This window comes from Tardiphaga sp. P4_G1, assembly GCF_056401215.1.
Genome location: NZ_JBFUJU010000006.1, coordinates 225,943 through 240,608, shown reverse-complemented (window position 1 = coordinate 240,608; position 14,666 = coordinate 225,943). Strand labels below are relative to the sequence as shown.

Annotated in this window: 13 protein-coding genes; 10 read left to right on the top strand and 3 right to left on the bottom strand. The window is 60.5% G+C overall.

Annotation, left to right across the window (positions count from 1 at the left end; all coding sequences use genetic code 11):
• Positions 1-21 precede the first annotated feature (21 nt).
• Complete coding sequence (gene atzD / locus AC1DUY_RS16455; protein ID WP_120288894.1) at positions 22-1,122, top strand: cyanuric acid amidohydrolase; 1,101 nt, start codon at positions 22-24, stop codon at positions 1,120-1,122.
• The gene (locus AC1DUY_RS16450; protein ID WP_120289253.1) at positions 1,119-2,492 is read left to right on the top strand and encodes an amidase; all 1,374 of its coding nucleotides are present in this window, start codon (positions 1,119-1,121) and stop codon (positions 2,490-2,492) included. The genes atzD and AC1DUY_RS16450 overlap by 4 nt, the downstream gene beginning before the upstream one ends.
• Positions 2,493-2,801: 309 nt before the next feature.
• Here AC1DUY_RS16450 and AC1DUY_RS16445 read toward each other — a convergent pair whose 3' ends face one another.
• Complete coding sequence (locus AC1DUY_RS16445; protein WP_478115605.1) at positions 2,802-3,692, bottom strand: LysR family transcriptional regulator; 891 nt, start codon at positions 3,690-3,692, stop codon at positions 2,802-2,804.
• A 101-nt stretch (positions 3,693-3,793) separates the two neighbouring features.
• On the opposite strand from AC1DUY_RS16445, the gene AC1DUY_RS16440 reads away from it, so the two are divergent.
• On the top strand, positions 3,794-5,005 hold the full coding sequence (locus tag AC1DUY_RS16440; RefSeq protein WP_120288896.1) for an MFS transporter: 1,212 nt from the start codon (positions 3,794-3,796) through the stop codon (positions 5,003-5,005).
• A 619-nt stretch (positions 5,006-5,624) separates the two neighbouring features.
• Here the strand turns inward: AC1DUY_RS16440 and AC1DUY_RS16435 are convergent.
• Positions 5,625-6,443 (bottom strand): enoyl-CoA hydratase-related protein, encoded by an 819-nt coding sequence (locus AC1DUY_RS16435; protein WP_441232337.1) that lies wholly within the window; start codon positions 6,441-6,443, stop codon positions 5,625-5,627.
• 295 nt (positions 6,444-6,738) lie between these two features.
• Here AC1DUY_RS16435 and AC1DUY_RS16430 point away from each other — a divergent pair, with 295 nt between their 5' ends.
• The 6 genes from AC1DUY_RS16430 (at position 6,739) to AC1DUY_RS16405 (ending at position 13,208) form a co-directional block, all read left to right on the top strand.
• A complete protein-coding gene (locus tag AC1DUY_RS16430) occupies positions 6,739-7,605 on the top strand; it encodes a helix-turn-helix domain-containing protein (protein ID WP_175368236.1) in 867 nt (288 codons plus the stop codon).
• A 126-nt stretch (positions 7,606-7,731) separates the two neighbouring features.
• Entirely contained in the window at positions 7,732-8,940 is a 1,209-nt protein-coding gene (locus AC1DUY_RS16425) for a CaiB/BaiF CoA transferase family protein (protein WP_309946837.1), read from the top strand.
• A gap of 1 nt (position 8,941) precedes the next feature.
• Entirely contained in the window at positions 8,942-9,682 is a 741-nt protein-coding gene (locus AC1DUY_RS16420) for an SDR family NAD(P)-dependent oxidoreductase (RefSeq protein ID WP_309946835.1), read from the top strand.
• Positions 9,682-10,326, top strand: coding sequence for a glutathione S-transferase family protein (locus AC1DUY_RS16415; RefSeq protein WP_176454722.1), 645 nt, complete (start codon positions 9,682-9,684; stop codon positions 10,324-10,326). The genes AC1DUY_RS16420 and AC1DUY_RS16415 overlap by 1 nt, the downstream gene beginning before the upstream one ends.
• 159 nt (positions 10,327-10,485) lie before the next feature.
• Positions 10,486-11,469 (top strand): Bug family tripartite tricarboxylate transporter substrate binding protein, encoded by a 984-nt coding sequence (locus AC1DUY_RS16410; RefSeq protein WP_439057594.1) that lies wholly within the window; start codon positions 10,486-10,488, stop codon positions 11,467-11,469.
• A 539-nt stretch (positions 11,470-12,008) separates the two neighbouring features.
• Complete coding sequence (locus AC1DUY_RS16405) at positions 12,009-13,208, top strand: ABC transporter substrate-binding protein (RefSeq protein WP_374725680.1); 1,200 nt, start codon at positions 12,009-12,011, stop codon at positions 13,206-13,208.
• Between the two features lie 45 nt (positions 13,209-13,253).
• Here AC1DUY_RS16405 and AC1DUY_RS16400 read toward each other — a convergent pair whose 3' ends face one another.
• Complete coding sequence (locus tag AC1DUY_RS16400; protein ID WP_478115600.1) at positions 13,254-13,793, bottom strand: winged helix-turn-helix transcriptional regulator; 540 nt, start codon at positions 13,791-13,793, stop codon at positions 13,254-13,256.
• A 144-nt stretch (positions 13,794-13,937) separates the two neighbouring features.
• On the opposite strand from AC1DUY_RS16400, the gene AC1DUY_RS16395 reads away from it, so the two are divergent.
• A complete protein-coding gene (locus tag AC1DUY_RS16395; RefSeq protein WP_439079878.1) occupies positions 13,938-14,612 on the top strand; it encodes a 2-hydroxychromene-2-carboxylate isomerase in 675 nt (224 codons plus the stop codon).
• Positions 14,613-14,666: the final 54 nt, after the last annotated feature.

Here is a 14,666-nt window from a genome sequence, read left to right as displayed (position 1 = left end):
CGCTGATCCGATGGAGTTCCTATGCATATCAACGTTCACAAGGTCGATATGGCTTCCCCGAGTGACGTTTCGGGGCTAGCTGCGCTGATCGATGCCGGCACGATCGATCCTGCGACGATCGTCGCATTGATCGGAAAAACAGAAGGCAATGGCGGCGCCAATGATTTTACCCGCGGTTTCGCCACGCTGTCCTATCAATTGCTGCTCGCCAAGAACCTTGCTATTTCGCCTGAGGACGTAGGCAAGCGCATCGCATTCGTTTGGTCCGGTGGCACCGAGGGCGTGCTGTCGCCTCACGCGACCATCCTGACAAGAACGCCGGCACAGGGCACGCCGGACGGCACCAAGCGGTTGGCGATCGGCATCACCATGACAGGTACGATCGCGCCGGAGGAGATCGGGACCAAGCGGCATGCATCTGCTGTCGCCGATGCCGTTCGGGAGGCTTTGGTGGAGGCCGGCATTAACAACCTTGATGATGTGCACTACGTCCAGGTGAAGGGGCCGCTTTTGACTCCGGCCGGCATCGCGGATGCGGACCGGCGCGGCGTCGCCACCGCGACGCGCGATCCGAACGGCTCGAAGGCATTTGCGCGCGGTGCGATGGCGCTGGGGGTAGCCCTGGGTCTCGGCGAGATCACGCAGGAGACGTTCGACACAACACGGATCGCTGGCGATCTCGATGTTTATTCGGCAGTTGCTTCCACATCGGCAGGCGGCGAGCTCATCAGCTGCGAGATTCTGCTGTTTGGCAATTCAAGTCAGGCAACCAGCCCGTGCCGCATGGGCCATGCAATCCTGAAAGACGCGATCGACGCCAGCGGCGTTCGCCGCGCGCTGGCCAGTGCGGGGCTGTCGCTGTCGGCAGAGCCGACGGAGGATGAGACATCCCGGATTGCGGCGATCTTCGCGAAAGCAGAGGCCAGCCCGACGGGCAAGATCAGGGGCCATCGCAACACCATGCTGTCGGATGCCGACATCAACTATGAGCGGCACGCGCGCGCCGCCTTGGGCGCTGTCATCGCATCAGTGACATCTGATACCGCAATCTTCGTGTCGGGCGGAACAGAGCATCAATGCGCACCGGGCGAAGCGCCGATCGCGGCGATCGTCCGGATATGAGCAGCACCGCTCCGCTCTGGACACTGACCGCAGCTCAGCTGAATCAGGCTTTTGCGGCGCGGATCGCAACACCGAGTGACGCAGTGGAGTCTATCCTCGCCCGCCACGACGAGGTCAATCCGCGCATCAACGCCGTCGTGACGCTGGATCGCGACGGTGCCAGGATCGCGGCGGCACAAAGCACGGCGCGGTGGCGCGCCGGTGCATCCAAAAGTGCCCTCGATGGTGTTCCGATTACCATCAAGGACAACATCCATGTCGCCGGGCTACGGACGACCTGGGGCAGCCGGCTCTTTGCCGATCACGTCCCGACGCGCGACGAAACACCTGTCGCAAGACTGCGCGACGCCGGCGCAATTATTCTCGGGAAAACAAACGTGCCGGAATTCACCGTGCAGGGGATCACTGACAACGCGCTGTTCGGCGCGACGCGCAATCCGTGGAATCCCGACCTGACACCAGGTGGTTCGAGTGGTGGTGCAGTTGGAGCTGTCGCTGCGGGTATTGGGCCGCTGGCTCTGTGCACCGATGGCGGCGGTTCGATCCGGCGTCCTGCAGGTCACACCGGGCTCGTCGGCTTCAAGCCGTCACGCGGGTTGGTGCCACGCGCGCATGGGTTGCCTGCGATCCTGCACGATTTCGAAGTTGCCGGACCGATCGGCCGGAGCCTCCGCGATGTAAAGATCATGCTTGATATCATCGCGGGTACTGAGTCGATCGCTCCGGAAGCCACTTCGAGACCGTTGCGCATTGCTTACATCCCGACATTCTCCGATGCGCCGGTCGATCCGACTATCGCCCGTAGTGTCGCAGCGGCTGCTAAAGCTTTTGCCGAACAAGGTCATCACGTGGAGCGACTTGACCATTTCGTTCTGGCTGAACCAATCGGCGCGATCTGGCCGACGCTCAGCGAAACCGGCGTCGCTTGGCTACTAGATCGGTATCCTGATCGGGATGGCGACGTCGGTGCCGGTGTCGCCGCGATGTCGGAGCGCGGTCGTCTGCATACGGCGCGGGATTACTTGAACCTGCTTCAGACGGTCGCCGATGTGGAGCATGAATTCATCGCATTGTTCGCGCGCTTTGATGTTCTGTTGTTGCCGACGGCAGCTGCACAGCCCTGGCCGATCGGCTTGTCGCATCCTGCTATGATTGACGGGCGACCGGTGGGACCTCGCGGGCATGCCGTTTTCACGGCGTTCGCCAATGCCCTGGGCCTTCCGGCCATCTCTATCCCCGGCGATCCAGCAGATGACGGGATGCCGATCGGCATACAGCTCTGCGGTGCGTGTGGCGCTGACGCACTCGTGTTTCGTGTCGCGGCGATCTTATCATCCGATATAGTGGCGGATATCCAGAACATAAGCTGAGCTGCGATCCGCAAATTTGAAGCTATGGACGCGATGCGTCGACAGTCACGCACCGGCGTGCGCGGGTTGATTCATCATGTTGTTGGAGTGAACAAAAAACGGCACGGCAGTCAAGCGTCGAACTCTTTGATGACACCCTCCGGCGCGTGCGTTCGTTGGCGCAAGTAACGCTTGTCTGCTTTTGGCGCAAAGCGGACACACGCGTAAAAGATTCTGCGTGAGCTAAGCTCATCATTGGATCAAATGTGCAGTTATGCAGACCATACTGGCGGATAAGGGTTGCATGCGGATGTAGCACTCTGCGGATCTCTACCGCCGTCCCGCGTATTCCACCCCAAGTATACTTTCGAGTTCTGCGATGAACATGCGGACCTTCGGCAGCACGAGTTTTGCGCTCGGGTAGACGACCCAGATGGTGTGATCGCCCGCGCTGGCGTCGTCGAGTTCGAGGCGAACGAGCGTGCCGTCCCGCAAGTTCTCGCGGACGTTCCAATGAGAAAGAAGCGTGATCCCTGCGCCGTGCACACAGGCATCGTGCAGGGCGTCGGCGGTGGCGGTCAGGCGCACGTTGAGGGCCACCTGCCGCTCGCGGCCATCGATCCGGAGCGGCCAGCGGTTCATCGCGGACAGCGACAGGCATGCGTGGTGCTTCAAATCCGCGGCGGTGCGAGGCCGTCCGAATGCTTCGATGTAGCTGGGCGCCGCCACAAACACGCGGGGGCTGATTCCGATTGGGCGGGCCACCAGGCTATTCTCTCTGGGCTCCGTAAATCGGATCGCCAGGTCCATTCCTGTCCCCGTGATGTCCACGACGTCGTCGGTCAGCTCCAGATCGATCCGAAGTGAAGGGTGGGTCTTTAGCAAGCGCGGAACGATGGGGGCGATGAGCTTTCGTCCGAAGGCCGTCGAGGTGTTTACCCGCAGCGTTCCGGAGACGCCTTCCCTGGCGGCCCGAAGATTGGCGCGTGCAGCGAGTTCGCCTTCGACGAGCGCCTGCGCGTAGGGCAGGAACGCTTCGCCCTCCGGTGTTAGCGACATCGAACGCGTCGTCCGGTGAAACAGCCGGACGCCGAGATCCTTTTCGAGAGCGGCCAGCCGGCGTGTCGCCACCATGGGAGAGATTTGCAGTCGGCGAGCGGCCCCCGCAAGACTTCCCGCCAAGGCTGCATCGACCAGTACGGCGACGGCGTCGGTGTCCATTGTATCTTAATCCGATATGACGGCTTATCGATTGGGGACACTACCGCGGAAATCGATGCAACGCTAGTTGTGGCTCAGCAACGCATTCAAAAGGGTTTCCGATGTCCGAACTTGCAACGCCCTCCGTCGAGACCGTCGCTCGACCGTTCGGGCGCCCTCTGGCCTTCGTCATGGCCACCGCGACCGGCATCGCGGTGGCCAACATCTACTACAATCAGCCGATGCTCGGGGTGATTCAGGCCGCATTCCCCGGCCAGAGCGCTGCGGAGCTAATCCCGACGGCCACCCAGATCGGCTATGCCGCCGGGCTGTTTCTCCTCGTGCCGCTGGGCGACATGATGGATCGGCGACGACTCATCATCGTGCAATTTGGCTTGCTGGCCGTTGCGCTCGCACTCGCCGCCCTGGCGCCGACCGCCTGGGCCCTGGTCGCGGCGTCCCTGGTGGTCGGAATGACGTCGACCGTCGCGCAGCAGATAATTCCGTTTGCGGCCTCTCTGGCGTCGCCTGAGCGGCGCGGCCAGACCGTCGGCACGATCATGTCAGGATTGTTGTGCGGGTTGTTGTTCAGCCGCACATTGGCAGGCTTCGTCGCAAGCCATGCAGGATGGCGCGACATGTTCTGGTTGGGGGCTCCTCTGGCCATCGTTGCCGGAACTACGATGGCGACCGCTCTTCCTCGTAACAATCCCTACGTGGCGATGCCGTATGGCGACGCCATGAAGTCCATGGTCAAGCTGTGGAGTTCCGAGCCAACGCTTCGTTCGGCGACCATTGTGCAAGCCGCTCTGTTCGCGTCGTTCACGGTCTTCTGGACCATCCTCGCCCTGCACCTGCGCGAGCCACATCTCGCGCTCGGCGCGGATGTCGCGGGTCTCTTCGGGATTGTCGGTGCCGTCGGCGTCTTTGCGGCCCCGATGGCCGGTCGGCTTGCAGATCGTCGCGGTCCGCACGTGGTCGCCGGTGTCGGAATCGCGATCACGGTCGCCTCGTGGTTCATCTTCGGCTTCTGGAGCAGCCTGTTTGGGCTGATCGTCGGCGTCGTCGTTCTCGATTTCGGCGTGACGAGTGCATTGATCTCCAATCAGCACGTGGTCTTCGGGCTTCATCCTCAGGCGCGCGGAAGAATCAACACGATTTTCATGACTGGCATGTTTCTCGGCGGATCGCTGGGATCGGCCGGTGCGACGATCGCCTGGAACGAGGGAGGCTGGATTGCCGTGAGCATGTTCGGTGCTGCGCTCGCGCTATTTGCGGCCGGTGTCCACGTCTATGTCCGCACGCGACAAATGCGACCGCGGCAAACGGGATGAATGGCGCAGCCTTGAAAACGGCTCCCGACCTGTCGCATCAGGTCGGGATTTAACATGTCTGACCTGCGCATTGTTATGCCATCGCTGAGATACCGCAGTGACTCCCGCCAGGGTGCCAAGATCCTTGAAAACCGAGCGAGGGCAGTTCATGGCGCAAAGCGGACATCGTTGACCCACGAAATCTCCCTCGTAGCATCGTTGCCGCTCGGATGGCCGCACAGCATCAACACGTTGGTTTCAACTAGCGATAGCCTGCCGTGCGATTAATTCTTGGCGATTGTAAGCTGGACCCATACTTCATTGCTCGCGACGTCGGTCGCGGCTCTGGTGTAGGTCTACATCGTCGCAGATCCTCGGTATCAGTGTCGAACTCGCGGTGGTGTACAGTTAGATGTGGAAGAGCGGTGAACAGGTGAACGAAAAGTGGTCGGCGTCAAATGACGTAGTGCACGCCGTGCCAGTTATGAGCGTCGTCGAGTTTTACGGTCTCGACGTGAATATACGTGCAGATCTTGCATAGGTAGACTCTCACCTCGACCCCGTCGTCGTACTTGCAGTGTCGATCTAAAGACATCTGGAAACGGCATCTCAGGCAACGCGTATTGTCTGCCATCTGCGCTCACCGAAACACCGCTGGACGCTTCTCGACGAACGCTCTGACGGCTTCGCGATGCTCCTCGGTCTGCGCGGAGCGGACCAGCCGCTCGGCCTCCTTGTCTAAAGATGCGGCGAAGCCGAGGTGTTGCACCTCGTCCAGGTTGTCTTTCATGGCACCGTAGGCCTCAGCGGGTCCATTCGCCAATCTCAACGCGATCATGAACGCCTCTTCGGCAAGCCTGTCGGCGGCCACGATCCGATTGAATAATCCCATAGTTTCGCAGCGTTGTGCATCGACTCTGTCGGACAACAACATCAGTTCTCTTGCGCGGGCGGCTCCCACCGCTCGCGTGAGTAGCCAGGCGATGCCGTAGTCGCCGCTCAGCCCGATTCTGGCATAGGCCGTACTGACGAATGCTTGCTCCGCTGCGATGCGGATATCGCAGGCCAATGCGAGCGAGAGGCCTGCGCCTGCAGCCGCACCGGGAAGGGCCGCGACCGTCGGCTTCCGCATCTCGAACAGCGCGCCGGTCAAAGTGCGTTGACGTTCGATCAGGCGCGTTACTTTCTGACCAAAGGTTAGTTCGTCTGTGCTGCTGCGGTCGCCCATGCCTTTCACATCGCCACCCGCGCAGAAAGCCTCGCCGGCGCCGGTGATCAGCACCGCGCGTATGCCATTGTCGGTCGAGCAGTATGCGATCATCCGGCGCAGGGCGGGTGTGAGTTTGTCCGACAGCGCATTGCGGGCCGCCGGGCGATTGAGCGTGATCACGGCGACCCGACGGTCGATATGACAAAGCAATTCGTCCGTTCCCGTTTCGACCGAAACTGGCGTCAAGATCGTCATGAAGAGTCCCCCCGTCGTGCACTGTTCGAAAATTGACAGTTCTAAAATAGAACTATAATCTTCGGGCAAGAGGCTGCAAGGCAGGATCGTCTCCGCTTGAGCCGATTGTCAAAGACGGCTGAATGACCGTCGGGAGGAAATAGATGCGCGGTCTGTCCGCGAAGTCCGATGGACTTCCGACGGAGCGATGTTGTGCCCGGTCGCGTGGAAACAGCATCCTCATCTCGAGCCATCCAGGCGTTGCGGTTGCCGAGCGAGTTGTGCATCGACGCGCAGGGGAGACAGTCGCATGAGCAATGTATCCGAGAATGGAGAATTCATCAGGATCGTCGGCGGTCGCGTGCTGTCTAACACCGTCGTCCGCACGCCCGTAATCCGGATTGAAAGCTTCCGCAGGGACGTGTCGAAGCAGGTTCAATGGCATTTCAAGCAGCCAGAACTAGCGCTCTTCTTCTATAGGAGGGGTGCGCGGAAGCTGCGCGGCAAGATGGATGGTCAGTCGTTCGACCAGCAACTTGCCGGCAACTTGGCCGTCTATCCGGCTGGCTTGGAGATCGATGGCGAATTCACCGTCACATCGGCAAAGTCGGATTATACAGTCGTGTTCTTCGACCAGACGTTCATATCGGAACGACTTCCAAGCTTTGCGGCAGCGCCGAGACTGGGGTTCGATAACCCCGCAATCGCCTTCGGACTGGAAGAACTGTGCAGCGAGCCGCATCATGACGACGATGTCTATGCGATGATGGCAGAGGGCTGGGCAATCCAGACACTCGCTGTTCTAAAGCGGATGAGCGGCACCAAGACGCCGCTTGGCAACCGAGGCGGTCTCACCCAGTGCAATCTTAAAAGGATCTCCGAGTTCGTCGAGGAAAACCTCGGTCGGTCGATCGGATTGATGGAGATGGCTTCGCTGGTCGGATTGAGCACTCGACATTTCATTAGGGCATTTTCCGAAAGTACCGGTGATACCCCGCATCAGTATGTCATCGGTCGGCGCATTGAGCGCGCCAAATACCTTATTACTAGTGAGAAGTGTTCGCTGACGGAAATTGGCCTTGCAGTTGGCTTCAGCCATTCGCAACATTTCACGACGAAATTCAAACAGCACACTGGTCTTTGTCCGTCGGGCTTTCGCGCCGCGGTGCGGCATTAGCAAAGTCGGAAAGCAATGTCGCTTTCACGTAGATCCGGCACTATCTGGCAAGCCTGGTCGCCCGCGTTCTTCTAACAGATCCACTCAACGGTGCGTCGTGCGCCGAATGCAGTGGGAATGGAACGCATGCCAGGGCCTCTTTTGGGAGTTCGCGTACTTGATCTGACCAGCGTCGTGTCGGGTCCATTTGCAACCATGTTCTTGGCGGACCAAGGCGCTGAGGTCATCAAGATCGAGCCGCTGGGCGGTGACATCACGCGCCGCAGCCGGGCAGCCATCGACAAGGCCGGGCAGTTCTCGGCGCTGTTCATCTCGTCGAACCGAGGCAAGCGCTCGATCTCGCTCGATATCAAAAGCGAAGCCGGTGCGCGGATTGTCAAGAAGCTCATCGCTCAGTCCGATGTCCTCGTGCAGAACTTTCGCCCGGGTACGATGGAGCGTCTCGGGTTGGGAGCCGACGAACTCCGGGCGCAATATCCGCGCCTCATCTACGTTTCGATCAGCGGGGTCGGTGAAACCGGGCCGTACGCCAAGAAACGCGTCTACGATCCGATCGTCCAGGGGCTATCGGGTTTCGCCGACATCCAGTCGCAGGCCGGCACCAACCGACCTCAGATGATACGGACCATCGTCGCGGACAAGACGACGGCAGTGCTGACGGCACAGGCCGTGTCCTCGGCGCTCTATGCGCGCGAGAAGACTGGACGCGGCGATCACATTCGGGTCGCGATGCTGGACGCCATGCTGTCGTTCCTGTGGCCTGAAGGCATGATGCAACACACCGTCGTCGGCGCGGAGGCCTCGTCGCCGGATCCTAATGATCGCCCCGATCTGATCTTCAAGACTGTGGACGGCTATATCACCGCGGGCACGATCTCGGATTCCGAGTGGCAGGGCTTCTGCGGCGCCACCGACGACCCCGAGCTCGTCAAGGACGAGAGGTTCGCGACGCCTGCGGGGCGCTCGGTCAATGCCACCGCGCGCATCAACAAGATGCAGGAATACATCGCCACCCGGACCACGGCCGAATGGCTTACCAGGCTGGACACCGCGGACGTGCCATGTGCACCGGTGCTGCGCCGTAGCGAGATCGTCGCCAACGAGCAGGTGGTGGCGCGCGGCATCATCGAAGAGTTCGAGCAGCCGTCCGTCGGCCGCGTCCGTCAGCCGAAACCTGCGGCCCGGTTCGAAGAGCGCCCGGCGGCCATAGGCGGGCCGGCACCACGCATTGGCGAGCATAGTCGGGAGATCCTGCGTGATCTTGGATTCGACGATGCGGCAATCACGGAAATGACCCTGTCGAAGGTCGTCCGAATTGAAGGCGAGGGACGTTGACATGACTGACAAGAAGCAGGTGGCGCTCCTGGTGGGAGCGGGGGATGCAATTGGCGCGGCCGTCGCGCGGCGATTCGCACAGGGGGGATACGCGATCTGTATCGCGCGGCGCGATGCTGAAAAGTCTGCGGGCCTGGTCGAGGAGCTGCGCGCACAGGGCCACGACGTCCACGCCAGATCGATCGACGCGCGCAACGAGGAAGAAGTGCAGCGGCTGTTCCAGACGGTCGAAGATGAGATGGGCGCCATCGCGGTGTGTCTGTTCAATGCCGGATCCAATGTGCAGAAGCCACTGCTCGAAACGACCGGGAAGCTGTTCTTCAAGGCCTGGGAACTAGCCTGCTATGCCGGCTTCTTGGTGGGACGTGAGGCAGCGAAGCATATGGTGCCGCGCGGCGCCGGCACGATGCTGTTCACCGGCGCGACGGCCAGCATGCGCGGCGGCAGCGGCTTTGCCGCTTTCTCGGCAGCGAAATTCGGTCTGCGGGCCGTCGCGCAGGCCATGGCGCGAGAGCTCGGACCGAAGAACATCCACGTCGTGCACCTGCTGATCGATGCCGGCGTCGACAGCGAGGCGATCCATGAACGGATGAGGAGCCGGGGCCTGGATCCTGCAGCCCGCCAGCCCGACAGCCTCACCACGACGGCGTCGATTGCGGAAGCCTATTGGTTCGCCCATGCGCAGAAGCGAGACGGATGGACGCATGAACTCGATCTTCGGCCGGCTGCGGAGAAATGGTGATGAACCCGGAACTCGTGTTGTGGGGCGTTGGCACCAGCCGGACCATCCGACCTCACTGGGCGCTTCATGAATTGAAGCTCCCCTATACCCGAAAGCCGATCCTGCCGCGGACGGGGGAGACCGAAACGCCCGAATATACGGCCCTCAATCCCCGGCAAAAGGTGCCGCTGTTGCAGGACCACACGCTCGTCATCGGCGAGAGCGCTGCGATCATCGCCTATCTAGCCAAGACCTATCCCGACCAGGCCGCCTCCCTCATTCCGAAAGACTCCGAGACTTACGCGAAGTGGCTCGAATGGTGTTTCTTCATCGTCACCGAACTGGATTCCACGAGCCTGTACGTTATGAGGCGGCATGGGCAGATCAAGGGACTGTCTCACATCTATGGTGATGCACCGGGCGTTGTCGCCCAGGCTGCGGAGTATTTCCGGAAGCAGTTGAAGCACGTCGATGCCGCGCTGTCCGACGGGCGGGAATATCTCCTGGGCGAACAGTTCACCACCGCAGACATCCTGCTGACCACGTGTCTGACCTGGGCCATCGATTATCAGGTGGCGATCTGCGACAGCGCGACGCCTTATCTCGACCGTGTGCTGAATCGCCCCGCCTATCGGGATGCCTCGGCGGCCAACAAGCCGGGCTGATCGCTCCGACAAGACCGGGCGGCGTTGCAGCGTAACACCGGCGACGCTGGCCGCGCGTAAGCGAAATTGCGCCCGGCCTCAAGACGACGATCCGCAGCCGAACAGGCCTCAATGACGCGGACGGAAAAATGACGACGCCTATCAGAGGGAGGATGAAGAATGAAAATAACGCGCCGGTCTTTCTTGGCCGCAACGGCGTCCACCGTTGCATTCCCGTCGATCGCACGATCGGCGGCGGACACCTGGCCGCAGCGACCGATCAGGATCGTCGTCGGCTTCGCCCCGGGCGGACAGACCGACGTCTATGCGCGGATGTATGCCGAGTTCATCGGAAGCCAGACCGGCGTGCCGGTGATCGTCGAGAACAAGACCGGCGCGCTCGGTTCGATTGCCGGGGCCGAGGTCAAGCGGGCAGCGCCGGACGGCTATACCATCCTGTTCAATACGTCTGGCGCGATGACCGTGAACCGCGTGCTGGTAAAGGATCTTGCCTACGACACGGATAAGGATTTTCAGCTGGTTTCGGCGATGCCGACGGGTGGACTGCCGCTCATCACGCGCAAGCAGCTGGGCATCACCGACCTCGACGGCGTCGTTCGCCATGCGCGCGCGACGGGGCGCATGACGCTCGGAACGTTCGGGGTCGGCTCACCTCCGCACCTCACGATCCTCGCGCTCAACAAGCAATATGGCCTGAACATCGAGCCGATCCACTATCGCGGCGAGGCGCCGATGTTCACCGACATGCTGGCACAGACGGTCGACGGCGGTATCGGTACGATCGTTGGCGCGCAGCCCGTCCTACAGAGCGGGGCGGGTGCAGTCGTCGCCGTGCCACGGAAGCGGCTCACGACCTTCCCGGAAGTCAGGACGTTTGCCGAGCAGGGGGCGGATTCGCCGCTCTTCGGACTGCTGACCTATCAATGCTGTGCGGTGCCCACCGGTACGCCAACGGCCATTGCCGAACGCCTGTCGGATCTCATCATGCAGGCGGCGCAGACCGAAAAGGTCAGGACCATGTTCGCGACCTTCGGGATCGATGAAGGACCGATGTCGATGCAGGCGACACGCGAACTCTATGAGCGGGAAGCGCCGATCTGGGTCGACCTTGCAAAGCAGGCAATCGCAGATCGGAAAACCTAGCGTCCGATCCAGCCCCGTCTCATCGACGGGCGGCGTCGCGTCAGCTTCCACTTGCGCGGCGACAATTTGGCGATTGACAAGTTCTTTAAAAGAACTGACCTTGATCACCAAGATTATGGACTAATAATTGCGATCGAATGATTGCACGCCGCCGTGATCATTGCGGCGAGCCAGGGGAGGATATGATGCGCCGGATCACGACAGCGTTGATGGTTTGCGATCCCAATGGCGGTGCATGCCGCGCGCGGCGCCACGTGGCACGGTGATCGGTGCGGTGGGATCGCGCGTCATCGGCCCATCGATCGATAGCCAAACTCATTTCGAGGGCTGCCGGGTTTGAACGACGCAGCAGCGCCGGGCTTGGCCGGCCTCTGCCCTGACGAGCTACGGCACCCCGGGGATGGCCGATCCGGGCGCATGTCGCTGTCACCGATGGGTCATGTGCAGGGCTGTTTCGCTCGGCGACGTTGGCGAGAGCTCTTCATTCGAGAATTTTAAATGGCAGGCAGTCAAGCTTGCGGCACTGGAGGGAGCGGACAATGATGAGAAGAATGTTTGTTGGCGTTGCAATGGCAGCGACGCTGTTCGGACTGCAGGCGCGAGCCGAGACAGTCGGCGTCACGGATACCGAAATCAAAATCGGTGCGACCTTTCCGTTCAGCGGACCTGCGTCGCCCTTGAGCAATACCGGCAAGGGGCTCATTGCCTATGTCAACTCGATCAACGATCGCGGCGGCATCGGCGGCAAGAAGATCAATCTCGTTACCTATGACGACGCCTATAGCCCGCCGAAAACGGTCGAACAAACGCGCAAGCTGGTTGAGAGCGACGAAGTTGCGTTCCTGTTCGGCCCGCAGGGCACGCCTGGAATTGGAGCGACGATCAAATACGTCAACGCGAAGAAGGTCCCGCACCTGTTCGTGGTGAGCGGCGTCAACAAGTTCACGAACTTCAAAGAATTCCCGATGACGACGACGGGCCTGCCCAGCTACGACACCGAGGGAAAGATCTACGCCAAATATATCTCGAAGGTGCTGCCGGATGCGAAGATCGCGCTATTGTATCAGAACGACGATCTCGGCAAGGACTTCCTCGCGGCGTTTAAGGCGTATTTCAAGGACGCTTTCGACAAGAAGGTCGTGGCATCCGCATATGAACTGAGTGAGCCCACCATCGACTCCCATGTGGTGAATCTGAAAGCCTCGGGCGCGGCAGCGTTCCTGGTTGCCGGCACGCCGAAATTCGCCGCGCAGGCGATCAAGAAAGCGTCCGAAATAGGCTGGAAGCCGCTGTTCCTGATCAACTACGTCTCAAGCTCGGTCTCGTCGACAATCGTGCCTGCAGGACCCGACAAGGCGATCGGTATCGTCGCGGCGACCATCGCAAAGGATCCGAGCGACAGCAAATGGGCGGATGATCCCGGGGTCCAGTGGTACAAAGCCCACTTCGCGAAATATCTGCCCGGTGCCGACATTGGCGATGCGAACTATGTGTATGGCACGGAGCAGGGCCAGATCCTGGAGCAGGTTCTGAAACAATGCGCTGGCGATTATTCCCGCGAGAATATCGTGAAGCAGGCACGCAATATTCGGGGCCTGTCCCTGCCGACGTTGATGCCGGGAATTACTATCAATACCGGACCGCAGAATAGCATGGCCTATACCCAGCTTCAGCTGCAGCGCTGGAACGGGAATTCCTGGGACCAGTTCGGCGGTCTTCTGGACGCGAGCTCGGAGTAACGCAGTCGTCGCCAAGTCCGGCTTGTTCTTCGTCCGGACTTGGCCTCAGGCGCGTTTTGCCCTGGAAGCGGTGGCTTTCGGCGCCTGCACCTTAACCTGTGTCTTGGCAATCTGCGTCCTCGGCATTGCCGTTTCGCGAGCGCCAGGCCCCGGATGGACGTGGACTTCCTTCGCAAGCACCGGCTCGCCGCATTCCGAGCAGATCATGAGCGGATCGAAGTGCTTGCCGCATGACTTGTGCTCGTGAAGCATCGGTCGCCCCCGCGAGTCGACCATGTGGATGTTACCCCAATGAACGACCGACATGATGATCGGGTAAAGGTCCAGTCCCTTCTGGGTCAAAATATACTCGTATCGCTTGGGTGCATCCATATAGGGAATGCGCCGGAGCACACCGAATCGAACCAGCTTCTTGAGGCGGTCGGCGAGCAGGTGCCGTGTAATTCCCAGCGATGTCTGGAAGGCGTCGAAGCGACGCTTGCGCAGGAAGCATTCACGCAAAATCATAAGCGTCCAGCGGTCGCCAATCACCGAGACGGTGCGGGCCAGCGAACACGGCTCTTCCTCAAGCGAATCCCATTTCATCCCACGTCTCCGGCATTCCCATTCCGCGCATTCTATTTTGGCATGGACCTCAAAACAATACCGTTGTCGTCGTTCCGGTTTCAAAGCAGGTTTCGCCGTTGACAGTTCTAAAATAGAACTCTAGCGTTCGGTCGGGGCGGACATTTGATCGTGCCCATCAAGATAAAAGGGGAGGCGCCGTTGACCGATCGATCACAGCCGGAATTCCATTTCGATTTCGGCAGCCCGAACGCCTATCTCGCCGAAGCCGCACTCCCGGGTATCGAGCAACGCACCAAGGTCAAATTTCAATATATTCCGGTCCTGCTGGGCGGGATTTACAAAGCTACCGGTAATATGTCGCCTGCGGAGTCGTTGCGCGGCATCAAGAACAAGCCTGAATATCAGAGGCTGGAGTCCGAGCGCTTCATCCGGCGCCACGGTATCACCAAGTTCAACAGCAATCCGTTCTTCCCGGTCAACACGCTTATGCTCATGCGCGGCGCTGTCGCGGCTAAGTTCGAAGGTGTGTTCGATCCGTATTTTAGGGCGGCCTACCACCATATGTGGGAAGAGCCGAAGAAGATGGACGACCCCGAAGTCTTCGCCGCGGCCTTCAAGTCCTCCGGCATCGACATCGACAGGTTGATCGCGCGGGCGCAGCAGGACGACGTCAAGCAGAAACTCATCAAGGACACGAATGACGCGGTTGCTCGCGGGTCGTTCGGGTCGCCGACGTTCTTCGTCGGCAACGAGATATTCTTCGGCAAGGACAGTCTCAGGGATGTGGAAGAGGCGATCGTTGAGCAGGCTTCTTTCCTGAAAACGAGGACGGCCTAGGTTACCTGACCATACAATCCAGAAGCTGCGACCAAGCGGCTCTTTTCCCGGGAG